Genomic DNA, 24466 nt, shown 5'->3' on the forward strand with positions numbered 1-24466 from the left:
GCGCTTTTGTTCGTGTCCCTTTGTTCCCGCTCAGTCTTCGATCTTCGCCACATCCTGACAGAAGCGCGTGAGGATCACGGCCACCTCGGCCCGGGCGGCCTTGCCGCCGGGACGGAAGGAGCCGTCCTGGTAGCCGTTGACCAGGCCGATACTGGCGGCCCACTCCACCGCCTCCTGGGCGTAGGGCTCGATGACGGCGCCGTCTGTAAAGGTCGTGCTCTTAGTCCCCCTGGCGGTGTCATAGCCCTTCATTTTGGCGTAGCGGTAGAGCATGGAGACGATCTGCTCCCGGGTGACCTCGCTGTCGGGCTGGAAGGTGCCGTCCTCATGGCCGGTGACAATACCCTTCTTCGTGGCCCAGGCCACAGAGTCGGCGTAGTACATCCAGTCGGCCACATCGCTGAAGCCGGCCCCCTGGGTCTCCGGCTCGCCCTCCATGCGGTAGAGGATGGTCACCAGCATGGCCCGGCTGGCGGAGGCGGCGGGCTCAAAGTTCTTGGGGGTCATGCCGTTCATCATGCCCCGGTCGTAGACATACTGTACCGCGTCCCGGTACCAGTTGGTCTCCTTGATGTCGTTGAAACGCTTGGTGATGGGCTCGGCGGAAGTGACGGCAGTGGACTGCGCCTTCTTTTCCTCCTTGACGAAAACAGCGGACACCTCCACCTTGGACGCGGGCATGGCAAAGGTAAACTTCCCGCCGCCCTTGTCTGTGAGGGTCAGCGTCTTGCCGTTTTTGTCGGTGACGGTGAGCTGATCCAGCCGATAGCCCTCGTTGGGAGTAACGGTGAGGGTGACGGTGCTGCCGGTCTTCCCCTTCTCCGCGGAGAGGGTCACCTTGCCGTTGTCCGGCTGCTTGGGCACAGAGACGGCATACTGGGTGGAGGAGCCAGAGCTGCCGCCGGAGGAGGAACTGCCGGAGGAGCCGCCTCCGCCGCCGGAGCTGGAGCTCTTGCTGACCGTCAGGGTACCATCCACATAATTGACACTGTGGTTTTTGGCGACGTCGGCCTTCATCACGCCGGGGGTGACCGTGATCTTGTAAGTCCCGGCCTCGGAGGCGTCGGCCTCGGCGCTGACAGCCACAGGCTTGGTCTGCCAGGCGTCATCGGGCTGATCCACCCCCACCAGGCCGGTGACGGTGTAGGTAAAGGCGGGCAATGCGGCGTTGACCTTGATGCTCTTGCTGTCCGCCTTGACGGTGACGACGGCCTTGGAGATGGCAAAGGGCAGGGACGCAACGCCGTAATACTCCTCCCCATCCGACAGGGCGGCGGGGAGATTTTCCCCGCCCTCGTCGGGCCCGGTCATCTCCCCGGGGCCGGGAACAGGCTCCGGATCGGGGGCAGGCTCCGGATCCGGGGCGACAGGTATCTTGGCGGTATCCACCGTGACCAGCAGCACATAGTCTCCGGCGTCCGTGGGCGCCTCAGCCAGCGCCGCGCCCATATTGGAGGCAGAGAACCACTCATAGCGCACCGCGGCGGCGTCCACCGAAACGGGCTTATTGGCCTCCTGGTCGGTGACGGTCAGCGTCCCGGTATAGGCAACAGGCTTGCCGTCGTAGGTCTTTCCGGCCACCCGGAGGCCCGAGAGGACAACGGGGGTCTTGTCGGTGTAAGTCACAGCCACATTGACGGTGGCAGTGTAGTTCTCGCTCTCGCCGGTTACGGTGACGGCGGCCGTGCTGCCACTGATGCTGTCCGGGGTGGTAAGGGTCAGAGTCTTACCGTTCACCTCGGCGGTGACGTTGCTGCTGGATGCCACCGTAAAGGTAAAGGTCTCCCCTTTGGGCAGGGGCAGGGCGGAGAGCTCCACAGCGGCGGTAGAGCCCGCCATCTCCTTCAAAACCGCCGCCGCCTGAAGGCGGGACAGGACAGCTCTGGCAATATTGGCGGTGGTCTGAAAGGTCTTTGCCGACAGAGAATAGTTCTTGTTTTTCAAGGTCACCGTCACCGTGGCGATCTTCCCCTGCCCCGCCTTTGCGTCGGCAAAGGCGGCGGTGGCCACATAGTCGGCCTTGGTCAGCGCACTGTCAAAGAGCACAGAGGTAACGGTGGCGTCGGTTTTCCCGTCATAGGTCTTATTCGCCACCGACGCGCCGGTGATGACAAGGGGCTTGGGCGTGATCTGGAAGGTGTAGGTCAGGGGCTGCGTGTCATAGTAGTAGTCGCCCATGCCGGTGATGGTGATGGTGGCGGTGCCCGCATTGATATTGTCCTTATAGGACACAGTGTAGTCCCTGTTCAGCTGCGGGATATCGGTATTGAGAGAAGTTCCGGCGTTTTTGGCCTCCACTCTGGGCTGCTGCGCCTGGCCGGTGTAGACCACATCCGCCGTATCCACCTCAAACATGCTCTTGTTCAGAAAGACCTTGGGCACCGCAATGGGAGGGTCGGGGCTCTCCGTGGGAGCGGGGTCGGGAGACTGCGTGGGAGCGGGGTCGGGGCTCTCCGAGGGATCCGGCTCCACAGGGTCGGGATCGACGGGCCCGGTGGGTTCTCCGTCCCCTTCATCGCTTACCCCCCACTCCGGCTGGGCGGAGGTCTCTCCAGACGCCGCCGCGAAAGCCGCGGCGGGCAGCAGGCTCAGGGTCATGACCAGAGCCAACGTCAGGGACAACAGACGCTTTTTCATATCTCTCTTCCTTTCCAGCAGGTCTTAAAAAGGGGCTTTAACCCCTGATATTTATGAATATTTTACATTATATCAGAACCATTTTTGTTGTTCAAGCAAAAAATGACAATTTGGTAACAAGATTGGGGCCTCCAAAAAGGCGGCCCCATCCCACCGGATGGGGCCGCCTTTTCCTTTCCCCTATTTCTCCCCCAAGGCCCTGCGGAGCATCTCCCGGTACTCCTCCACCGCCCAGGCCGGGGCGGTGAGCTCCACCCCGTCGCCCAGGCCGAAGAGCCAGCCGTAGAACTGGGGAGACACCACCGCGTCCACCGTCAGGGCGAAATGGCCCTCCCCGTCGGGGATGAGCATGGCCTCCTGGCCAAAGCGATCCAGCATGATATTCACCATGCGGTCAGGACACCGCAGACGCACCTGGGCCTGGCGGCCGGAGAACATATGGAAGTGCCGCTGGCCATACTCCGCCAAGTCGAAGTCCCGGAGCCGGCCGTCCTCCCGCCGGGGCAGGCTTGTGACCGTCAGGGCGGCCATCTTGTCCACCCGGTAATGGCGCAACTCCTCTCCGCCCTCCTCCCGGCCCACCAGGTAGTAGTTCTCATCGGCCCAGATAAGACCGTAAGGGGAGACCGCGTAGCGCTTTCCCTCCCGGCGGAAGACCTTCTCCCGTTTGACATTGTAGTCGAAATACTGAAACGTCACCGTCCGGTTGGCGGCAATCGCCGCATGGAGCTTGTCGATGGCGTAGTAGACCCCCTCGTTGTCCGTCTTCACCCGGCGGTCTACATAGACCTGGCGGCGCAGCTGCTTGGCCTGGTGCTTGCTGGTCAGACTCTCCAGCTTGCGGATGAGGGCGTCGCTCTTTCTGCGGGAGATGAACCGGGAGGACTGCACCGCATCCACCAACAGCTTCAGCTCGGGAAGCTCAAACTCCCGCGCGCCGATGAACCAGCCCTTGCCCTTGCTCTGCTGTACGTCTACGCCAAGCTCCTGGAGCAGCTCCATATCGGCGTAGATGCTCTTACGCTCGGCAGAGATCTCCTCCGCCGCCAGCAGCCGGATCAGCTCCTGGGTGGACAGGGGATGCTCCTCATCGGTACGCTCCAGCAGCAGCTGGCAGATCCGCAGCAGCTTGGCTTTTTGCCCGCCTTTTTTGGACATGGGAAAACCTCCTTTCCGCCTTTCCACCCCAAATCATAGAAAACAGGGTGTCCCATAAATGGGACTATAACACCGTCTCTCCCATTTTGCAAGGTTTTTCTTGACAACTTTCATCCTGTGTGATAGCATACTACTTAATTAAACAGCCTGATAGAGGTGCAGTTCTTAAGAGTATCCTCCCGCCTGGGACAGGCAGCCGCGGGAGGAGAAAGGGAGGACTGCCGAGGGAGCGCAACGGTGCCTGCCGCTGTTATTCCGGGCCGTCGGGAAATACCCGCCGGACTGTCACAGTATCTGTGGAGCGCTATTCGGGTCTGGCAAAGCAAAATATTGCTTTTTCATTCCATGGATGCTTTTCATAGGAAAAGTATCTATTTTTTTACTATCTTTCCGTGAATTGGGAGGAATCGGCGTGCGCATTGTTGATATCCAGGTCGGAGAGCTCTCTCTCCCCCTGGCCCATCCCTTCAAGACCGCCCTGCGCACTGTGGAGCGGCTGGAGGATATCGTTGTCCGAGTGATCGGCGAGGACGGCTCCATGGGCTATGGCGAGGCCCCCCCCACCGCCGTCATCACCGGGGACACCAAAGGCTCCATTCTCTGCGCCATCCAGGATTTCATCAAGCCCGCCATTCTGGGCATGGACTTGGACGACCTGCCCGCCGTCATGGAGAAGCTCAACGCCTGCATGGTGCACAACACCACCCCCAAGGCGGCGGTGGATATGGCCCTCTATGACCTGTGGGGCAAGGCGCAGGGCAAGCCCCTCTACCAGCTTTTGGGCGGGGCCAAGCCCGCTTTCGAGACCGACATCACCATCTCGGTGAACCCCACCCAGGAAATGGTGCGGGACAGTTTGGAGGCAGTGGCCCGGGGCTTCCACATCCTGAAGGTCAAGGTGGGCAAGGAGGGTGCCGCCGATGTGGCGCGCATCGCCGCCATCCGCCAGGCCGTGGGCCCGGAGATCAAGCTCCGGGTGGACGCCAACCAGGGCTGGACGGCGGCGGAGAGCGTGGCCATCATCAAGGCCATGGAGGACAAGGGCCTGGATATTGAGCTGGTGGAGCAGCCGGTGCCCGCCCTGGACATAGCCGGACTGAAATACGTTACCGGTCAGGTGGACACCCCCATCCTGGCCGACGAGGCGGTCTTCTCCCCCACCGACGCGGCCAACCTCATCGCCATCCACGCCGCCGACTATATCAACATCAAGCTGATGAAGACCGGCGGCATCTGGAACGCCCTGAATATCTGCCAGCTGGCAAAGCAGCATGGGGTCAAGTGTATGATCGGCTGCATGCTGGAAAGCCAGGTGTCGGTGGCCGCCGCGGCCCACCTGTGCGCGGCCCAGGAGGTCATCACCATGGCCGACCTGGACGGCCCCTCCCTGTGCGCCACGCCCCCCATGCCCGGCGGCCCCCGCTTTGAGGGTGCCCGCATCACCATGACCGCCGACCCCGGCGTCGGCGTGCGGGACATCCCCTGCACCAACTGGCGCTAAGCCCATTTTCCCGTAAGTGCAATGAGGCACTACCTCTTTACGATACATATCCAAGAAAGGAAGGAATGACAATGAAGAAAAGGAACCGACTGTTAGCTCTGACCCTCACCGCCGCCATGGCCCTCTCTCTGGCCGCCTGCGGCTCTAAGGATCCTGCGCCTGCCGAGAGCGGCGCCGCCGATCCCGCGGCCTCTCAGGCCGCCGGTGGCGAGGCGGTCTACCGTTACCTCTACTCCAGCGAGGTGCAGACCTTTAACTACCTGTACACCGGCACCCAGAACGACTTCCAGATGTCCGCCAACTGCGTGGACTGCCTGGTGGAATATGACAACTACGGCGTGATGATCCCCTCCCTGGCCGAGAGCTGGGAGCCCAACGAGGACAACACTGAGTGGACCTTCCACATTCGCAAAGGCGTGAAGTGGGTGGACTATCAGGGCAACGAGGTGGCCGACGTCACCGCCAACGACTGGGTGACCGCCGCCAAGTGGGTGAACACCGCCGCCAATGAGGCCAGCAACCAGTATATGTACGACGGCATCGTGAAAAACGCCCAGGCTTACTACGAGTACACCGCCTATCTGCTGGAGAGCGAGAACGGCACCAAGACCGTGGACGCCGACGGCAATGAGATCACCCCCGTGGACGAGGTGAAGTTTGAGGACGTGGGCGTGAAGGCCGTGGATGACTACACCCTGGTCTACACCATGGAGCAGCCCTGCTCCTACTTCCCCTCCGTGCTCAGCTACGACAGCTATATGCCCGTCTATGAGCCCTTCCTCACCGAGATGGGCGACTCCTTCGGCGCCGCCACCGGCCCCGACACCATCCTCTACAACGGCGCCTTCCTCATGGCGGAGTTCGCCCCCCAGGATCACCGCACCCTGGTGAAGAACCCCACCTACTGGGACAAGGACAACGTGTTCATTGACCGGATGGAGTGGCGCTACAACTCCACCGCCTCCACCCTTGGCCCCGAGCAGTTCGTCCGGGGCGAGGTGGACTACACCGAACTGGACGCCGCCCTGCTGACCTCCTGGCTCCAGGACGACGCCAAGTACGAGATGGTCTCTCCCAGCCGTCCTGGCGTGGACTACTCCTACTTCTATACCTTTAACTTCGAGCCCCGCTTTGACGAGTCTCTGGAGCCTGACAACTGGATCCTGGCTGTAAACAACGAGAACTTCCGCCAGTCCATCATGCACGCCCTGGACCGGGTCAATGCCCTGGCCATCCAGGATCCCCAGAATCCCGAGACCCTGGTGAACAACACCGTCACCCCCGCCACCTTCGCCTCCGCCGAGGGCCTGGACTTCACCCAGTACCCCGCCCTCAAGGCTATCTCTGAGCGGGACAGCTTCGACACCGCCGCCGCCCTGGACTACAAGGCCAAGGCCATGGAGGAGCTCACCGCCGCCGGCGCCACCTTCCCCGTGAAGGTCTATATGCGCTATAACCCCGCCACCACCAACTGGGACAAGGAGTGCCAGATCGTGGAGCAGCAGCTGGAGGGCGTGCTGGGCACCGATTATATCGACATCATCGTGGAGGCCGGCCCCTCCACCGGCTTCCTGGCCTCTGTCCGCCGGGCCGGCGACTTCGGTCTGATGAAGTGCAACTGGGGCGCCGACTACGCCGATCCCCAGACCTGGACCAATCCCTTTACCCCCACCGGCACCGGCAACAACACCTATAACTTCATGCACACCTCCACCGACATGGATCACAAGAGCGCCGAGACCCAGGCCATTGTGGACGAGTATATGTCCCTCATCACAACCGCCAAGGGCCTCACCGCCGTGGATCAGCTCGCCGAGCGCTATACCGCTTTTGCCGAGGCTGAGGCGCACCTCATCGACCACGCCATTATCGTGCCCTTCTCCATCTCCACCAGCGGCTACGTGGCCACCCGCCTCAATCCCTTCGAGGGCCAGTACGCCCCCTACGGTCTGGCGCTCCAGCGCTTCAAGTACCAGCACCTGCTGGACACCCCCATGAACATGGAGCAGTTCGAGACCCTGAACGAGCAGTGGCAGACCGAGCGCGCCGCCGCTCTGGAGGCTGCTGGGCAGTAAGCCCAACGTTCTGCCGCGCAATAACTGTAAGCTCTTCAACGAGGAAGGGGAAGGCCGCCCAAGGGCGGCCTTCCCTCCCCGTGTTTTATGCGCCCGCCCCGGATGGAGCGCATAAATGCGTTTCCCGGCCTGCCGGGAGGCGGATTTATCTGCTTCATCTCCCACTCCCACTTGAAGGAGGCATCCCTTATGGTGAAATATATCGGCAAGCGGCTTTTGCGCTCGCTGCTGACCCTGCTCATCATCATCACCATCGTCTTCGCCCTGCTGCGGCTCATGCCCATCGAGGGCTACTTCCAGAACTTTGAGAAGATGAGTACCCTTCAGATCCAGGTAGGTCTCCAGCAGCTGGGCCTTACCGACCCTCTCCCCGTCCAGCTGCTCCACTTCTGGCAGGGCGCCCTCCAGGGGGATTTCGGGGTCTCCCACAAGTACCGGGTGGGCGTAGACGTGGTGGAGATCATCGCCGGCAAGGTTCCCCTGTCCCTGGCCATCGGCCTGACCTCCCTGGCGCTGGCGCTGGCCATCGGTCTGCCCTTGGGTATCCTCATGGCCCGCTCCACCCGGACAAGGTGGAAGATCGGAGACAAGCTGGGAACCGTCTTCGTGGTGGTCATCCAGGCCATCCCCGCCGCCATCTATTACATCTTCATCCAGTTCTACTGTTCCCAGCTGCCCGGTTTTTCCATGTTCTTTGACGCCAAGCGGCCCCTGACCTGGATCCTGCCCATCTGTTCCCTGGCTCTGGGCAATATCGCATATTACGCCATGTGGCTGCGGCGGTACATGGTGGACGAGAGCAACAAGGACTATGTGCGCCTGGCCCGGGCCAAGGGCGTGCCCACTTCGGAGATCTCCCGGAAGCACGTGTTCCGCAACGCCTTCGTGCCCCTGGTGCAGTTCATCCCCACCTCGGTGATCCTGACATTGATGGGCTCGCTCTATGTGGAGAGCCTCTACTCCATCCCCGGCATGGGCGGATTGCTGGTCAACGCCATCCAGCTCCAGGACAACACGCTGGTGCAGACCCTGGTGCTCCTCTACGCCGCCATCTCCATCCTGGGACTTCTGGTGGGCGATATCCTCATGGCTGTGCTGGATCCCCGCATTACGCTGGGCAAGAAAGAAGGTGGTCGGTAATGGCGCTTTTCCGCATCAAGGACAGCAAGACCCAGTCCCTGTCCAACAGCCTGGAGCAGCAGACCCGGCGGCAGTTCTCCCAGGAGGAGCTGTTCCAGTTTGCCCCCTACGATCCCGACGCCGGAGAGCGGGGCGGCTATTCCGACTACTCCTACTGGCGCTCCACCCTGCGGGCCTTCCGCAAGAACCGGGTGGCCATGTTCTTTCTGTGCGTCATTCTGGCCACCTTGCTCTTCACCTTCCTGGAGCCTCTCATCCCCTATGACCGGGAGCCCAACACCATCTACTATGTGGAGCAGGCGGAGATCAACCTGTTCACCCGCAAGCCGGTGCTGGATGAGAACGGCAACCCGGTGATGAAGGTCTCCCGGGCCACCGACCGCGCCCCCGGGGAAGAGTTCTGGTTCGGCACCAATTCCATCGGCCAGGATCTGTGGAGCCAGATCTGGGCAGGCACCCGCAACAGCCTGTTCATCGGCTTCGCCGTGGCCTGTGTGGACGCCCTTCTGGGGATCCTGATGGGCGTTTTGTGGGGCTATGTACGCAAGCTGGATTTCTTCTTTACCGAGCTTTATAACATCTTTGACAATGTGCCCCAGACCCTCATTGTCATCATCCTGTCCTACGTGCTCCGCCCCGGCATGGGCACCATGATCTTCGCCATGTGCATCACCTCCTGGCTGGCCACCGCCCGGTTTATCCGCAACCAGGTGGTCATCATTCGGGACCGGGACTACAACCTGGCCTCCCGGTGCCTGGGCACCTCCACCTGGCGCATCATCACCAAGAACCTGCTGCCCTACCTGGTGAGCATCATTACCATGCGCATGGCCCTGGCCATCCCGGCGGCCATCAACAATGAGGTATTCATCACCTACATCTCCCTGGGCGTGCCCCTGGAGACCCCCACTCTGGGCAACCTGGTGGAGGCGGGGCGCAAGGTCATGGGCGAGGCGGCCCTGCGCTACCAGCTGTTCATTCCCGTCGTCATTCTGGCCACCATCACCATCTCCTTCTATATCATTGGCAACGCCTTTGCCGACGCCGCCGATCCCAAGAATCACGTGAACTGAGAGGAGGCCCTTTTTATGCCAAATGAAAATGCCATCCTCTCCTTTGAGGAGCTGGAGATCCGCTTCACCCTCCGGGGGCAGGTGCTCAACGCCATCCGCGGGGTCTCCCTGGACGTGATGCGGGGCGAGTCCCTGGCCATTGTGGGCGAGTCAGGCTCCGGCAAGAGCGTGCTGACCAAGTCCGCCATGGGACTTTTGGACGCCAACGGTTTCATCGCCGGAGGCCACATCTGGTACGACGGCAAGGATCTGACCCAGTACGCCACGGAAAAGGAGTGGCTGTCCATCCGGGGCAAGGAGATCGCCATGGTGATGCAGGATCCCATGACCTCCCTCAACCCCCTCCAGACCATCGGCGACCAGATCACCGAGGCGGTGCGCCTCCATCAGGACTTGAAGGGTGACGCGGCCAAGGCCGCCGCCATCGAGGCTCTCTCCGCCGTGGGCATCGACGAGCCGGAGCGCCGCTATAAGCAGTATCCCCACGAGTTCTCCGGCGGTATGCGCCAGCGGGTGGTCATCGCCATCGCCGTGGCCTGCCGGCCCAAGGTGCTCATCTGTGACGAGCCCACCACCGCTCTGGACGTGACCATCCAGGCCCAGATCCTGGATCTTATCAAGGCCCTCCAGAAGCGGCTGGAGCTCACCACCGTCTATATCACCCACGACCTGGGCGTGGTGGCCAATGTGGCCGACCGCATCGCCGTCATGTACGCCGGGGACATCGTGGAGGTGGGCAAGTGCGAAGAGGTCTTCTACGACCCCAAGCACCCTTACACCTGGGCCCTGCTCAGCTCCCTGCCCCAGCTGGGGGTAAAGGGCCAAGAGCTCTACTCCATTCAGGGCACCCCGCCCAACCTCTTCTACGAGGTGCACGGAGACGCCTTCGCCCCCCGCAATCCCCAGGCGCTGAACATCGACTTCGTGGAGCGGCCTCCCTTCTTCGAGGTCTCCCCCACCCACAAGGCCCGGACATGGCTCCTGGATCCCAGGGCCCCCAAGGTGGAGCCCCCGGAGCACATCCGCCAGCTGCGGCAGAAGGGGGGCTATCCCCATGGCTGAGACACGGGAAAAACTTCTGGAGGTACAAGACCTCCAGGTCACCTTCGGCACCAAGCGGCACCCCTTCACCGCCGTGGACGGGGTCTCCTTCGACATCTACAAGGGAGAGACCTTCGGCCTGGTGGGCGAGTCCGGCTCCGGCAAGACCACCATCGGCCGGGCCATTATCCGGGTCAATCCGGTCTCCGGCGGCGTGGTCAAGTACCAGGGCGAGGTCATCTCCGGTAAGGTGAGCCGGGAGACCGACCGGCGCATCATCCAGAACATCCAGATGATCTTCCAGGATCCCATGGCCTCCCTCAACGAGCGGGCCAAGGTGGACTACATCGTCTCCGAGGGGCTCTACGCCCTGGGAGAGCATCTCAGCGAAGAGGCGCGGCAGGAGAAGGTGTCCAAGGCCCTCAGCGATGTGGGCCTTCTCCCCGAGTTCGCCAGCCGCTTCCCCCACGAGTTCTCCGGCGGCCAGCGGCAGCGCATCGGCATCGCCCGGGCCCTCATTATGGAGCCCCAGTTCATCATCGCCGACGAGCCCATCTCCGCCCTGGACGTGTCCATCCGGGCCCAGGTTCTAAACCTCATGTCCCGGCTCCAAAAGGAGCGGGGGCTGACCTACCTCTTCATCGCCCACGACCTGAGCGTGGTTCGCTTCATTTCCGACCGGATCGGGGTCATCTACAGGGGCAAGCTCATGGAGCTGGCCGCCAGCGAACAGCTCTTCGCCCACCCCCTCCATCCCTATACCCGCGCCCTCCTCTCCGCCATTCCCATGCCCGACCCGGAGAGCGAACGGGAAAAGCAGCTGGTGGTCTACGACCCCACCCTCCATGGGTATACTGAAAGTGACCCGCCCCTCTGGGAGGAACTGGAGCCGGGCCACTTTGTCCGGGGCAGCCGGCGGGAGCTGGACGGGTACCGGAAACGTTTAGACGGGTGATAATATTATGTTAACTCCAAGCTCTCTCTATCCCGGCGCCCGCGTGGCGCTTGTCGCCCCGGCATCCGCTGTGCCGGAAGAGCGGCTCCAGCCTTCCATCGACGCGGTGAAGGCCTTTAACCTGGAGCCGGTGGTCTTCCCTTCCTGTTATTATGTTAACCGCCACGGCTACTTTGCCGCCGACGACGCCCAGCGGGCCAAGGACATTCAGGACGCCTTCGCCGACACGGATATCCAGGGCGTGGTGTGCATCCGGGGCGGCTACGGGGCGAATCGGCTGCTGCCCCTGCTGAACCTGCGGGACATCGCCCGGCACCCCAAGTTCTTTGCCGGGTATTCCGACGTCACCGCCCTCCACATCGCCTTCAACCAATGCTGCCGGTTCGTGACCTACCACACCCCCATGCCCTCCACCGAGTGGTACCAGGGCCTGGACAAGTACACCGCCACCTACCTCCGCCGGGCCCTCTTCGGCGCCCTCACCGGCCCCATGCCCCTGCTGCCGGGGGCGGAGACCCTCTCGCCGGGCATGGCCAGGGGCGTTTTGTGCGGCGGCAACCTGTCCCTGGTGCGGGACAGCCTGGGCACGCCCTGGGAGATCAACACCCGGGGGAAGATCCTCTTCCTGGAGGACATCGACGAGAAGACCTACCGCATCGACGGGATGCTCACCCAGCTGCGCAACGCCGGCAAGTTCGACGACTGCGCCGGTATCCTGCTGGGGGCCTGGACAAACTGCGTGCCCGAGCATCCCGAGCGCACCCTCACCCTGGAGGAGATCCTCCGGGAGGTGGTGCTCCCCGCGGGCAAGCCGGTGCTCTCCGCCCTGCCGGCGGGCCATGTGCTGCCCACCCTCTCCCTGCCCATGGGGGCGGTGGTAGCAATGGACGCCGAGGCTAAAACGCTGGAGGTCTGCGTATGATGGCGCCCAAGGAGCTGGACGCCTGGCTCCAGGCCCAGGCCGACGCCTTCCCCGGAAAATGCGCCTATTTGGTGGCGGACACCCTGTCCGACGCCCCCCTCCACGCCAGGATGGAGGAGGTGGTCTTCCCCTCCGCCTCCCTCATCAAAACCCCCATTCTCCTGGCCGCCCTGGAGCAGGTGCGCCAGGGCCTGCTGGCCCTGGACGATATGCTGGAGGTGCCGCAGCAGGCCATCCTGCCCGACACCGCGGTCTTTGAGGAGGGCCCTTGCCGCTGCACCCTCCAGGAGCTTCTCTTCTGGATGATCGTCAACAGCGACAACACCGCCACCAACGTGATCCTGGATATCCTGGGCTTCGACGCGGTGAACGAATACTCCGCTCTGGTGCTGGGGCTCAAGCATACCCTGTGCCAGCGGAAGATGCTGGACTTTGAGGCCGCCGGCCAGGGCTTCGACAACATCACCTGCGCCGCCGACCAGCGGCGGCTTTACTGCCTGCTGCGGGATAACTGCATCCTCAACCCCAACCTGCGGCGCACGGCCATCTCCATCCTCTGCCGCCAGCGCAGTCAGAGTTCCGCCCTGCGCTATATCGCCGATGAGCTCCTCTTCGCCCATAAGACCGGCGGGCTGGACGGCGTGGCCCACGACTGCGGCCTGTTCCTGTCCTCCACCCCGCCTCTTTTTCTGGGGGTATTCACCTGGGAGGGCCCCAGCCCCGACGGCGACAGCGGCCAGAAGCGGTTCATCGGCCGGCTCTCCAAGGCCATTTTCGACACCTATAAGGAGGTTCGGGTATGAAGGCCATTGTCAATTCCCCCATCTGCCCCCTCATGACCCAGCCCCGCTGCGACTGCGAGCTGGCCGACGAGGCCCTGTTCGGCATGGTGCTGGAGGTGCTGGAGCAGACCACGCCCGGCTATTGGAAGGTGCGCACCCATTACCGCTACGAGGGCTACGCCCCGGTGCACGGGCTGGTGATCGGCGACCGGAGCGCCAAGGACTGGGAGGCCCTGCCCAAGAAGGTGGTGCTCCATAAGAGCACCTGTGATGTGATGGCCGCGCCCAAGGTGCAGTCCTGGCCCCTGGTCACCCTGCCTCTGGGAGCGGTGGTGGCCGTCACCGAGCCCCCGGAGACGGATCCTGAGACCGGAGCGCCCACCGGCTGGCAGATGGTCACCCTTCCCGACGGCCAGGAGGGCTATGTGCGCTCCAGCTGGCTGGATGTCTATTACGACAAGCCCATCGATCTGCCGGAGCAGCAGCTGCGCCGTCGGCTGGTGGACACCGCCCACCTCTTCACCCGCACCCAGTACCGCTGGGGGGGCAAGACCCCTCTGGGCGTGGACTGCTCGGGGCTGGTGTCCATGAGCTATCTTTTGAACGGCATCGTCATCTGGCGGGACGCCTCCATCAAGGAGGGCTTCCCCATCCACCCCATCGACCTGAAGGATGCCGGCCCCGGCGATCTGCTCTTCTTCCCCGGCCATGTGGCCATGTACATGGGAGATAACTGGTATATCCACTCCACCGGCAGGGCGGGGGACGACGGGGTCACCTTCAATAGCCTCAGCCCCAAAGACAGCATCTTCCGCGCTGACCTGCTGGAAAAGCTCACCGGGGTGGGAAGCATTTTCTGAGCGCAAAAGACAAAAAGGGAGACGACGGAATACCCGTCGCCTCCCTTTTTCCTATCCTGTTCCCCTTCCCCAGGGCACGCCGCCGGCTCAATTGAAAATGTCCCCCTCCTCCCGGAAGAGGCGGCGGATCTTTTCCATCACCGGCCGGTTCTCCGGGTCGGCCAAGGCGGGGTCGGCCCGCAGAAGGGCCTCGGCGGCCTGCTGGGCCTCCTTGAGCACCCGGGTGTCCCCCGCCAGATCCGCGGCGCGCAGGACGGGCAGGCCGTGCTGACGCTGGCCGAAGAAGTCGCCGGGGCCCCGGAGCTCCAAGTCCTTCTCCGCGATCTTGAAGCCGTCGGTGGTCTGGCAGAAGTAGCGCAGCCGCTCCCGGGTCTCCGGGGCGCGGTTGTCGCTGATGAGCACACAGTAGGACTGCCACCGGCCCCGGCCCACCCGGCCCCGGAGCTGGTGGAGCTGGGACAGGCCAAACCGCTCGGCGTTCTCAATGACCATGAGGCTGGCGTTTGGTACGTCCACCCCCACCTCCACAACGGTGGTGGACACCAGCACGTCCACCTCGCCCCGGGCGAAGGCGGACATGACCGCCTCCTTGTCCTTGCTTTTCAGCTTGCCGTGGACAAAGGCCACCCGCAGGTCGGGAAAGACCTGCTCAGAAAGCTCCCGGGCAAAGGCGGTGACCGCCTTCAGCTCACCGGCCTCCCCCTCCTCCACGGCGGGACAAATAATATACACCTGGCGGCCCTCGGCCACCTGCTTGCGGACAAAGCCGTACATCCGCTGGCGCTTGTCCTCCCCCACCAGATAGGTCTCCACCGGGGTGCGGCCCGGGGGCAGCTCATCGATGATGGTCACATCCAGATCGCCGTAAATGAGCAGAGCCAGGGTGCGGGGGATGGGCGTGGCCGACATGACCAGCACGTGGGGCTGGTTTTGGGCCTTGGAGCTGAGGGCGGAGCGCTGACCCACTCCAAAGCGGTGCTGCTCGTCGGTGATGACCAGGCCCAGGTTTTGATAGCCCACTTTTTCTGACAATAGCGCATGGGTGCCAACGGCCAGATCAATAAATCCGCTTTCCAAGGACGCATACATGGTCTTCTTCTCTGTTGATGTCAGGCTTCCAGTAAGAAGCCCAACTTTAATACCCGCAGGGGCAAGAAGTTCCCGCAGCGTCTCATAGTGCTGGTGGGCCAGGATCTCCGTGGGGGCCATCATAGCGCTCTGGAAGCCCCCGGCGTGGGCCAGCCAGGCGGCAAAGGCGGCCACCGCCGTCTTGCCGGAGCCCACGTCGCCCTGGATGAGCCGGTTCATGGCCCGGCCGGAAGTCAGGTCGGCCAACAGCTCCTCCATGGCTCTTTTTTGGGCCCCGGTGGGCACAAAGGGCAGCAGCTTCAGAAATTCCTCCACCGCCCGGCCGGGAAAGACCTGGCCCGTCAGGGCGGCGCGGCGGGAGCGGAGAAACGCCATGCCGCAGGAGAGGGTGAACAGTTCCTCGAAGACCGCTCGCCGCCGGGCCAGGGCCAGCGCCTCCTGATCCACGGGGAAGTGGAGGTTTTGGCAGGCGTACTCCATGGTACAAAGGGTATGCTCCTGCCGCACCGCGCCCGGCAGCTCGTCAGGCAAAAGTCCGGCGCAGTCCTCCACACACCGGAGGGCCAGTCCCGCCAGCAGGTTGTTGCTCACCCCGGCGGTGAGGGGGTAGACCGGCATAATGCGGCCGGTGAAGCGGATCCTGTCCTCCCGCTCGAAGACCGGGTTGGTCAGCTGCCGGCGGTTTCCCGCGCCCTCCACCCGGCCGTAGAAGATATAGCTCTCCCCCGCCCGCAGGGCCCGGCGGACATAGTCCTGGTTGAAAAAGACCGCCTGGGCGGCTCCGGAGCCGTCCACGATCCTGCACTTGGTGATGTTGAGGCCCTTGCGGATATAGGAGACGCTGGGCGTCTCCGCCACCAGGGCGGACACGCACACCGGCTCCGCCTCCGGGGCCTGGGCGATGAGATAGATCTTGGTGCGGTCTTCATAGGCGCGGGGCCAGTAGGTCAAAAGATCGCCCACTGTCTCCAGGCCCAGCTTGGCCAGGGCCTTGGCCTTGGCGGGGCCGACGCCGGGAAAGGACTGAAGCGGGGTATCCAGCACCATCGCAGGCGCCTCCCTTCCACTTGATTGTGTCTCTATGGTAACACAAATCGACCCCAGAGGCAACGAAAAAGGGCGCGGAGGCTCCGCGCCCTTTTTGTTTGATTCAGGATATGCCGAACAGCACCACCAGCACCGACATGGCCGCTACGCTGATCAGCGCATAGGTGGAATTCACTGACGCCGCCATGGCTACAGGGCCGCCCAACTCATCGGTAAAGCTGGCCGAGAGCACCGCAATGGGCGACAGCGCCAGAATGGCCAGTACCCGCCGGGTCTCCAGTCCCACTGGGAGCAGGAAATAGAGCCCCGCCGCCAACAGGATGCTGACCGCCGCCCGGCTGATCACCACTTTGAAGACTTTGAACCCATCTCCCGGCTCCATGCGGAAGTCCACCATCATGCCGATAAAGAGCATGGAGACAAAGGCGTTTGCGTTGGCGGCCGGCGTCAGCAGGGTGACCACCGTCTGCGGAACATTCAGCCCCACCGCTGTGTAGACGATCATAAAGAGATAGGTAACAAAGGGCACCACATGGAAAAGCTTTTTTACCATCTTCTTCAGGGAAAAGCCCGCGCCCGTCTTTCTGTCCACTATGTTGGAAGCGATGGCATATCCGCCGCCGGTGGCAATGGTGGAATTGCCCATATCGAACAGGCACGCCAGCGCCACCCCGTAAGCCCCTAAAAAGTTTTGCAGAAAAGGCAGCGCAAAACAGCCCACATTATAGCCGCAGAAGCTCATCAGGTAGAGCACTCTCTCGTTCCGGCTCTTTCGATGGGAAAACAGCGCCGCCAGCGCGATCATACCCAGATTCATTCCCAGGCCAAGCACCGCCACGCCCCAAAGAGACAGATCCATCTGGAAGCCGTTAAAGCTGACAACAATGGAGGCCGGAATGGTAAGGTTCATCACGATCCGCTGTACCACAGTATATTCCTTGGGGCCGAAAACCCCTTTTTGACGAAGAAAATACCCTGCGCAGATCACCAGCAGAAAGGACGCCGCCTTCCATATCACATCCCACATACCTGCTCCTGCCCCCTCTCTATCCGTTTACTTCGTCCCTTTCACATCCTTTATCATAGCCTGAATTCCTTTCTTTAGCAAGCCCAATTCGCTGTCACAGCTGAACAAGGTCATTCCCTGGGCCTGCCAGTGGCGCAGAAAAGCGGGATTGGATGCGATGACGCCGGTGGGCTTGCCCGCGGCCTTACCCGCGGCCACTACCTTTGCCAGGGCCGCCTCCATCTCCGGCGTGTCGAAATTGCCGGTACAACCCAGTGCGCAGGCCAGATCGTTGGGGCCCACAAACAGGCCGTCGATCCCATCTACGGCGGCGATACGCTGGGCATTCTCCACGCTCTGGACGGTCTCGATCTGGGCAAAGAACATGGTGCGGCCGTTGGCCTTCTGCGTATATTCAGACAGCTTGCCGGGGTTGTAATTGCTGTGGGGCCGCATCGTGGAAATGCCCCGCTCCCCCTGGGGGGCATATTTGCCAAAGCGCACCAGCTCCTCGGCCTGCTGGGGCGTATTCAGCATGGGGATCAAGATCCCATCCACACCAGCATCCAGGTATTTCTGGATACACTCTCTGGAAATATGGGGGGCCCGGACGATCAGGGGAAAGCCCACGCCGCCGGCCACAGCGGCCAGGGCGGCCACCTGAGAATAGTCGAAATAGCCGTGCTCGCAATCCACGACCACATAGTCCAGACCCGCAGCCTGCATCAGGCGGGTCAGATTAGGCGCTGGGATCTCGGAAAGAAACGCGCCCAGCACCATTTCATTGTTTTGAATACGCTCTTTAAAACTCATAATCACTCTCTCCCATAAACACATTTTTTTGCCAGCTTAAAAAGACCTCCGTACACCTCGTCGGCGGAGGCGGCCACCGTGTGGGGGGCGCCCATGGCCTCGGTGACAGCCTGACGGAGGATCGGATTCTTTAGAATCGCGCCGCCGGTCAGATAGAGGGAACCGGAGAACCGGGCATAGTCGCACAGCAACTCGGCAAAGCGGCGGTACTGCCGGCCGAAGTCCTTGGCGGTGGCATGAATCACGTGCTCCAGCGTCAAATTTACGTGATCGATGCCCCCGATAGAGCCTCCCGCCAGCCGGTCGGGCAGCTCATAGAAGCTGCAATCCACCGTCAGGCCACCGTCCTCCCGCCAGTCGGAGCCAAGGGCCTGGATGCGCTCCCACACCGCCTCCCGGGAGAGACTCTGACCGAAGATGCGCTCCCCCACGTCCCGAAGGTAATCGATCTGCACGTCAAAGTTGCGCCCGCCCGGCATCCGGGAGATCACATTGCAGTAATTGCCGTCGTAGTAAGGCCGGATCTCATAGGTACCCGGGATATATTGATCGGTGAGGTAGAGCAGCTGACCGCTGGTGGCGATGTTCACCACCATGTCTCCGGTCTTGGCATTTGTTCCGTAGACGCTGGTTTGCACGTCCCCTACATCGGGGTATACCTTCAGCTCCACCTCGCCGTCCCGATAGACTCCGCAGCACTCCAAGTCCCTGGTGATCCGGGGAAGGCGGAAAAAATCCAGCCCCACTCTGGCCAGGATATCGCGGCGCCATGTGCCCTCCAGAATATTGGCAAAACCCATAGGGGCGGCGTTGGTAATGTGGCAGATGCTGTTGCCAGTGAGCTTTTCAATGAGATAGGCCCCAAGCGTGTAGACGCTGGTCTCCGCGCCCCTGTCCAGGTCTCCCCCGCGGAACAGCGCGTAGAGGTTGCACAGGGCCAGAGCGGGCTTTACCGGTACGCCGGTATTCTCCATAACACTAGTGGGCAGCAGCTCCTCCAGCCCCTCCAGGTAGCTCTTCCCTGTCTTTGGATCTGTCCGCAGACAGCGGGTGTCCTGCCAGGAGATATAGGTATCTGCTGCCAGGCCGGGATGGCATAGCACACACCCGTGCTGCTGGGTGGACATGAGCAGTCCTCCCGCATCGGGATGGGCCTTGGCACAGCGGCGGACGGTCTCCTTCACCGCCTTCAGCAGGGCCTGGGCGTCGTTTTCAAATACTGTGGGATCGGGGTGGGGCCGCTTCTCTGGCGTGTGGCACTTCTCGGTATACAGGATCTTCTCCTCTGCCACGTCAAAGACCGCAGCCTTGATAAAGGTACTGCCGATATCTAGTGTAATAACGATATTGTCCATATCCGCCTCCCGGGTCAGCCCGCTACGGGCGACGCCATCAGCAGATTGGGCAGGAAGGTGACCAACGGCTCGCAGGCCCAGAGAATGACCACCTCGGCCATCAGTACCAAGATCCATGGGATAAGGGCTCTGCTGACCCGTTCGATACTCAGCTTTTGCAGGCTGCAGGTGGTCATCAGCACCACGCCCACCGGCGGCGTGATGTTGCCGATCATCGCGATAATGATGATGCAGATGCCGGCGTGGACGGGGTCAAAGCCAGCGTTGTTCAGCAGCGGAAGCACCATGGGCACAAAGACCATAATGTTCACGTTGGGGTCGCTCAGGCAGCCAAGGATCAGGAAGAGGATCGTCACGCACAGCGCCACAAGGAACTTGCTGTCCCCGGCGAAGCTTGAGAAAACCGCAAAAAGGCGCTCTTGAAGGTTTTCCGCTGTGAGCACAAAGCTAAAGCATTTGGAGGCGGGGATGATGAGCAATACCGAGCCGCTGGCGATAAAGACGCTTTGCAGGCTCTCCGCCAGATCTTTGATCCCCATTGTGCGGTAGATGATCACGCCCAGGATCAGGGCGTAAAGTACCGCCACTGCGGCGGCCTCGGTGGTGGTGACCACACCCAGGTAGATGCCGCCCAGAAGGATCACCGGGGTCAGCAGGGGCAGGATGCAGGAAATAAAGGAATGGAGCAGGTGGGTCAGATAATAGCGCCAGCCCTGCCACTCCAGCCTGGGCCCGTTATGACGGATAGACCAGACAAAGACATAGAGCATCATGACCGCACCCATGAGGAATCCGGGGACGATCCCTCCGAAGAGCAGCTTGCCCACCGACACGTTGGCCACCATGGCGTAGACCACCGCCGGGATGCTGGGCGGGATAATGGGGCCTACGGTGGAGGAAGCAATGGTGGTGCAGGCACTGAACTCCTCGTCAAAACCCTCATCCACCATAGCCTGATAGGCCAGGTTGCCGATGCCGCCGGCATCGGCGACAGCGGAGCCGGACATGCCGGCAAAAATGATGGAGGTGGTGATGTTCACATGGCCCATCCCGCCGGGGATATAGCCCACCATATCCCGGCAGAAGCCGAAGATCCGGTCTGAGACCGAGGTACGGTTCATCACCTCGGCAGTGAGAATAAACAGGGGGATGGCAATAAGGGCAAAGTTGTTCAGGCCCGTGAACATCCGCGTTCCCATCACGGAAAGGCCGATCCCGGCATTGAGGGCATAGAGGAAAGATGAGGTGATCATGGCGCCCGCGATGGGCATGCCCAGCAGGAACAGGATCACAAAACTCACCAGGAAGATCATCAGTGGGCTCATTTGCTCTCCCCCTCTCCCTTGTCCCTGCGCTGCCGCAGAAACGTAACAGTGTCTTGAAGCATGTTGAACAGGATATGTACGCACATCACGCCAAAGGCAATGGGCAGAATGAGATATACATTCTTCATAGGCCAGCGCATCACGTTGGAAATGGGCAGCGTGCGCATCAGGTTCTGCAGGGGCTTCATATAGAGCAGGAACATGACGATCATGATCACGTTCATCACCAGGCGCAGAAGATACTGCACCACCTTGGGGAAAAGGTTGGTGAGGGCTGTGATGCGCAAGTGGGAATCAGTACTCATGGCATAAACCGCCGCCAAGAAGCCAAACCAGACGAAAAGGAAGCCGTTGAGCTCATCCGACCAGTTCAGGCCACTCTGAAACAGGTAGCGCAGAGCGGCGTTGACCACCATGACCACAAACAGCACTGCCAAAGCGATACAGCCTAAAACCTTCTCCACTTTTTGCAGGGCGGCGTTTACAACAGAGAAGCCTCGGTATATCTGTTCCATATCAGACCTGCCTTTCTATAGGGTATTTTGAAAAAAAGAGGGCCCGCGGCGTCCTGCGCTGCGGGCCCTCTCCATGTCCGCTGATAAAGGAAGACGGATCGATCAGGCCATGGCCTGGATCTGGTCGTACCAGTTCTGCCAGGCAGGATAGTCCTCCACCACCTTGGCGGCGTTCTCGCGGAAGGGGGTAGTGTCGATGTCGTCGACGACGGTCATACCGTTTTCGATGCAGGTCTGCGTCAGGGCCGCCTCGTTCTCCTGGGTCAGCTCGTCAATGCGCTCACCCTGGCGGGTGAAGACCTCCTCAAAGATGGCCTTGTCCTCATCGGACAGGGAGTTCCACAGATCCTCGTTAATGATGGTGGAGGAGCAGGCCAGCATGTGCTGGGTCATCATCAGGTACTTCTGAACCTCGTAGAACTTCATGGTGACGATCTGGGTCAGGGGGTTCTCCTCACAGTCGGCCAGGCCGGTCTGAAGGCTCATGTACACGTCCTCGATGGGGATGGAGGTAATGGCCACGTTGTAAACGTCAGCCAGGGTGGAGTAGGGGGCAAAGTTCACGCAGCGGAGGGTCAGGCCCTGCATGTCATCCAGGGTGCGGATCTCCTTGTTGGCAGTGAGGTTACGGAAGCCAAAGTTATACATATTCAGCTGCTTGATGCCGCCCACGGCGTTGCCGATGGCCTCGCGCATCTCATCATAGAGATCGCTGGCCTTGAACTTGTTCCAGTGCTCATAGCTCTGGAAGCAGTAGGGGGCAAACAGAACGCCGGCGTCCTCCAGCCAGTCGGCGGCGGAATCCAGGCAGGCAATGTCCAGATCGCCCATCTGGCAGGCGGTAATGCTGTCGGTGTAGTTGGCGTAAGTACCGTTGGGGTAGACGGTCAGGCCATAGCGGCCATTGGTCTTTTCATAGAGCAGCTCGGCAGACTCTTGGAATGCCTCGTAGACAGGGTGGCCCTCGGCAAAGACGTGGCCGGCCTTCAGGTACTTGGTCTCCGTGGCCGGCTCGGCGGCTTGGGACTCGGTAACCTCAGCGGCCTTGGACTCGGCAGGAGCAGGTGTGCTGGCGCTTCCGCCGCCGCAGGCGGTCAGGCCCAGGAGCATACTGGCAGACAGTGCAAATGCAAGGACATTCTTCTTTTTCATTTTGGATACTCCTTTCGATTATTGAACCGTTCCTTTTGGGCCGCCGCGTAAGTGACGGCCTTCTTAACCAGAATTGTAGGTCATTTTAAAAATAAAGTCAATACTTTTATCTAAAATGTCGACATTTATTTTTTATTGTCCTACTTTTTGTAGAACTCCACAAACCAGCCCTCAGATTTCTGTCTATTTTTACAAGCGGCGCCCCTTTTCCTTCGATTATCTCAATTGGGGGATGAACTTTCTCCTTTTTTCTGTTATAATAGTTTCGACCATAAGGAAGGGAGAGTGTCATGTGGAACCTATCCAAAAGGTAGCTGTCATTGGATTGGGTGCTTTAGGCACCTGCTATGCCGATCAGATCCTGCGGGGCGACCCCACAGTGGAAGTCCGGGGTGTGCTTCGCCCCAACGCCGTCCCCGCTCCCATCTTCCTCAACGGCATCCCCCTAAAGCTGGACTGCCGCCCCCCGGCGGAATTGACAGACTTCCACCCCGATCTGATTTTGGTGGCGGTGAAGTCATACGATCTGGAAGAGGCCATCCAGGCCATGGCTCCCCTGGTGGGGCCCCATACCCTTCTCCTCTCTCTGCTCAATGGAATGGAGAGCGAGGATCAGCTCGCCCAGGCTTTTGGCCCAGAGTGCGTGCTCTGTGCCACAGTGGTGGGGGCGGACACCAACCGCAATCAGCGGCAGGTTCACTGCCAAAGTTCCGGCGTTATCCTCTTTGGGGAGCGGGACGGCATGCCAAGTCAGGCCACTGAGCGTCTGGAGGAATTTGTCCGCCGCTGTGGCCTCACCGCCCGGCGGGTGGACGACATCACATATCAGATGTGGTACAAGCTTATGGTCAACGCGGGCTTTAACCAGGCCAGCACCGTCTATCAGCTCACCTACGGGCAGTTCCGGGAAAACCGGGAGGCCATGGAGGTCATGCGTTATGCCCAGCAGGAGGTCTGTGCTCTGGCCCGGCAGTGTGGTGTAGTACTGGGGGAGCAGGCCATTCAGGACTGGGAGCATACACTGGCTCGCCTCTCCCCCGAGGGCCGCTCCTCCATGCTTCAGGACTACTGGATGGGCCGCCGGCTGGAGACCGATATTTTTGGTGATTATGTGACCCGGCTGGGGCAAAAGCTGGGCGTGCCCACCCCCGTCAGCGACCGGCTCAACGCCCAGATCAAACAGATGGAGCACAACCGCGACCTGGCCGCCGCCGCGGAGCCGCCACGCCTCTCTACCGGCAAGCTTTCCATCGCCACGCCGAAAAAGATCGCCAGCCAGATCCGCATTGATATCGTCAAGCAAAAATACAAGGCGGGAGACAAGCTTGTGGAGACCCAGCTCGCAGAGCAGTACGGCGCCAGCCGCAGCTCGGTGCGCACCGCTTTGCAGATCCTGTCCGGCGAAGGGCTCATCATCATCCACTCCAACGGACGCCGGGAAGTGGTGGCCTTCTCCGAGCAGCAGGTAAAAAATCTCTACGACTTTCGCTGGCTCATTGAAAACCGGGCCGTGGAGATGGCGTTAGAGAAAAGCGGCTCAGTCTACCCCAAACTGGCCGAGATCCTGGGGATCATTGAGGACTGCTGCACCCGCCCGGCCGAAGAGGTAGACTGGTATGACCTGGACGTACGCTTCCACCGGGCTCTGGTTGCCTCGGCGGAGAACATCTTCCTCTCTAACGCCTGGGAGAGCAATGCCGAAATTTTCTATACCCTGATGAACTTCAACACCCTTATCGACTATAGCGAGCGCTATGCCGCTGAGTTTTTCGAAAAGCACAGGCATATTTACGAGCTTCTTCTGTCTCGGGATCGCCGGTGCCTCTCCCAGCTCGAGCAGCACATTTTGGACGCAGAGAATATTGCCAACTCGGTTTTGGAATGCTTCGGCGCCCCCCGCTGAGTTCTTTCGGAGGGAGCGTTTGTTTTCAAACCTAAGAGCACACGCCCGGAGAAATTCTCCGGGCGTGTGCTCTCTGCTGCAACTTCCCCTTTTTCTGTTGCAAAAATACCCTGGAAC

Annotated in this window: 19 protein-coding genes and 1 riboswitch; of the genes, 10 read left to right on the forward strand and 9 right to left on the reverse strand. The window is 61.3% G+C overall.

Annotated elements, in window-relative coordinates; translation table 11 throughout:
* Positions 1 to 30: 30 nt before the first annotated feature.
* Positions 31 to 2637, reverse strand: a complete 2607-nt coding sequence (locus NFR87_RS02155; RefSeq protein ID WP_251445685.1) for an S-layer homology domain-containing protein — start codon at positions 2635 to 2637, stop codon at positions 31 to 33.
* A 180-nt stretch (positions 2638 to 2817) separates the two neighbouring features.
* Entirely contained in the window at positions 2818 to 3795 is a 978-nt protein-coding gene (locus tag NFR87_RS02160) for a helix-turn-helix transcriptional regulator (protein WP_251445688.1), read from the reverse strand.
* A gap of 143 nt (positions 3796 to 3938) precedes the next feature.
* A riboswitch (Lysine riboswitch) is annotated at positions 3939 to 4110 on the forward strand.
* A gap of 97 nt (positions 4111 to 4207) precedes the next feature.
* Between NFR87_RS02160 and NFR87_RS02165 the strand changes: the two genes are divergently transcribed.
* From NFR87_RS02165 to NFR87_RS02205, 9 genes are all read left to right on the forward strand, one after another.
* Entirely contained in the window at positions 4208 to 5296 is a 1089-nt protein-coding gene (locus tag NFR87_RS02165; protein WP_251445691.1) for a dipeptide epimerase, read from the forward strand.
* A gap of 71 nt (positions 5297 to 5367) precedes the next feature.
* Positions 5368 to 7371: a peptide ABC transporter substrate-binding protein gene (locus NFR87_RS02170; protein WP_251445694.1), complete on the forward strand. Its 2004-nt coding sequence runs from the start codon at positions 5368 to 5370 to the stop codon at positions 7369 to 7371.
* Positions 7372 to 7560: 189 nt separating this feature from the next.
* The gene (locus NFR87_RS02175; protein WP_251445697.1) at positions 7561 to 8511 is read left to right on the forward strand and encodes an ABC transporter permease; all 951 of its coding nucleotides are present in this window, start codon (positions 7561 to 7563) and stop codon (positions 8509 to 8511) included.
* Positions 8511 to 9584, forward strand: a complete 1074-nt coding sequence (locus tag NFR87_RS02180) for an ABC transporter permease (protein WP_251445700.1) — start codon at positions 8511 to 8513, stop codon at positions 9582 to 9584. Before NFR87_RS02175 ends, NFR87_RS02180 begins: the two co-directional genes overlap by 1 nt.
* 15 nt (positions 9585 to 9599) lie before the next feature.
* On the forward strand, positions 9600 to 10646 hold the full coding sequence (locus NFR87_RS02185) for an ABC transporter ATP-binding protein (protein WP_251445703.1): 1047 nt from the start codon (positions 9600 to 9602) through the stop codon (positions 10644 to 10646).
* On the forward strand, positions 10639 to 11580 hold the full coding sequence (locus NFR87_RS02190; RefSeq protein ID WP_251445706.1) for an ATP-binding cassette domain-containing protein: 942 nt from the start codon (positions 10639 to 10641) through the stop codon (positions 11578 to 11580). The genes NFR87_RS02185 and NFR87_RS02190 overlap by 8 nt, the downstream gene beginning before the upstream one ends.
* 7 nt (positions 11581 to 11587) lie before the next feature.
* Complete coding sequence (locus tag NFR87_RS02195) at positions 11588 to 12502, forward strand: S66 peptidase family protein (protein WP_251445709.1); 915 nt, start codon at positions 11588 to 11590, stop codon at positions 12500 to 12502.
* The gene (locus NFR87_RS02200) at positions 12499 to 13305 is read left to right on the forward strand and encodes a serine hydrolase (RefSeq protein ID WP_251445711.1); all 807 of its coding nucleotides are present in this window, start codon (positions 12499 to 12501) and stop codon (positions 13303 to 13305) included. The genes NFR87_RS02195 and NFR87_RS02200 overlap by 4 nt, the downstream gene beginning before the upstream one ends.
* Entirely contained in the window at positions 13302 to 14144 is an 843-nt protein-coding gene (locus tag NFR87_RS02205; protein ID WP_251445714.1) for a C40 family peptidase, read from the forward strand. Before NFR87_RS02200 ends, NFR87_RS02205 begins: the two co-directional genes overlap by 4 nt.
* Positions 14145 to 14231: 87 nt before the next feature.
* Here NFR87_RS02205 and recG read toward each other — a convergent pair whose 3' ends face one another.
* From recG to NFR87_RS02240, 7 genes are all read right to left on the reverse strand, one after another.
* Complete coding sequence (gene recG, locus NFR87_RS02210) at positions 14232 to 16343, reverse strand: ATP-dependent DNA helicase RecG (protein WP_338147029.1); 2112 nt, start codon at positions 16341 to 16343, stop codon at positions 14232 to 14234.
* Positions 16344 to 16383: 40 nt separating this feature from the next.
* Positions 16384 to 17307: an AEC family transporter gene (locus tag NFR87_RS02215; protein ID WP_251445719.1), complete on the reverse strand. Its 924-nt coding sequence runs from the start codon at positions 17305 to 17307 to the stop codon at positions 16384 to 16386.
* Between the two features lie 27 nt (positions 17308 to 17334).
* On the reverse strand, positions 17335 to 18099 hold the full coding sequence (locus NFR87_RS02220) for an HpcH/HpaI aldolase family protein (RefSeq protein WP_251445722.1): 765 nt from the start codon (positions 18097 to 18099) through the stop codon (positions 17335 to 17337).
* Between the two features lie 2 nt (positions 18100 to 18101).
* Positions 18102 to 19454, reverse strand: coding sequence for a sedoheptulokinase (locus NFR87_RS02225; RefSeq protein WP_251445725.1), 1353 nt, complete (start codon positions 19452 to 19454; stop codon positions 18102 to 18104).
* Positions 19455 to 19468: 14 nt separating this feature from the next.
* The gene (locus NFR87_RS02230) at positions 19469 to 20779 is read right to left on the reverse strand and encodes a TRAP transporter large permease (protein WP_251445728.1); all 1311 of its coding nucleotides are present in this window, start codon (positions 20777 to 20779) and stop codon (positions 19469 to 19471) included.
* Positions 20776 to 21294 (reverse strand): TRAP transporter small permease, encoded by a 519-nt coding sequence (locus NFR87_RS02235; protein WP_251445731.1) that lies wholly within the window; start codon positions 21292 to 21294, stop codon positions 20776 to 20778. The genes NFR87_RS02230 and NFR87_RS02235 overlap by 4 nt, the downstream gene beginning before the upstream one ends.
* Positions 21295 to 21396: 102 nt before the next feature.
* A complete protein-coding gene (locus NFR87_RS02240) occupies positions 21397 to 22446 on the reverse strand; it encodes a TRAP transporter substrate-binding protein (RefSeq protein WP_251445734.1) in 1050 nt (349 codons plus the stop codon).
* A gap of 292 nt (positions 22447 to 22738) precedes the next feature.
* On the opposite strand from NFR87_RS02240, the gene NFR87_RS02245 reads away from it, so the two are divergent.
* Positions 22739 to 24349 (forward strand): 2-dehydropantoate 2-reductase, encoded by a 1611-nt coding sequence (locus NFR87_RS02245; RefSeq protein ID WP_251445737.1) that lies wholly within the window; start codon positions 22739 to 22741, stop codon positions 24347 to 24349.
* The last annotated feature ends 117 nt before the right edge of the window (positions 24350 to 24466 follow it).

Origin of the sequence: Vermiculatibacterium agrestimuris (assembly GCF_943193085.1) — a bacterium.
Classification (GTDB): Bacteria; Bacillota; Clostridia; order Oscillospirales; family Oscillospiraceae; genus Vermiculatibacterium; species Vermiculatibacterium agrestimuris.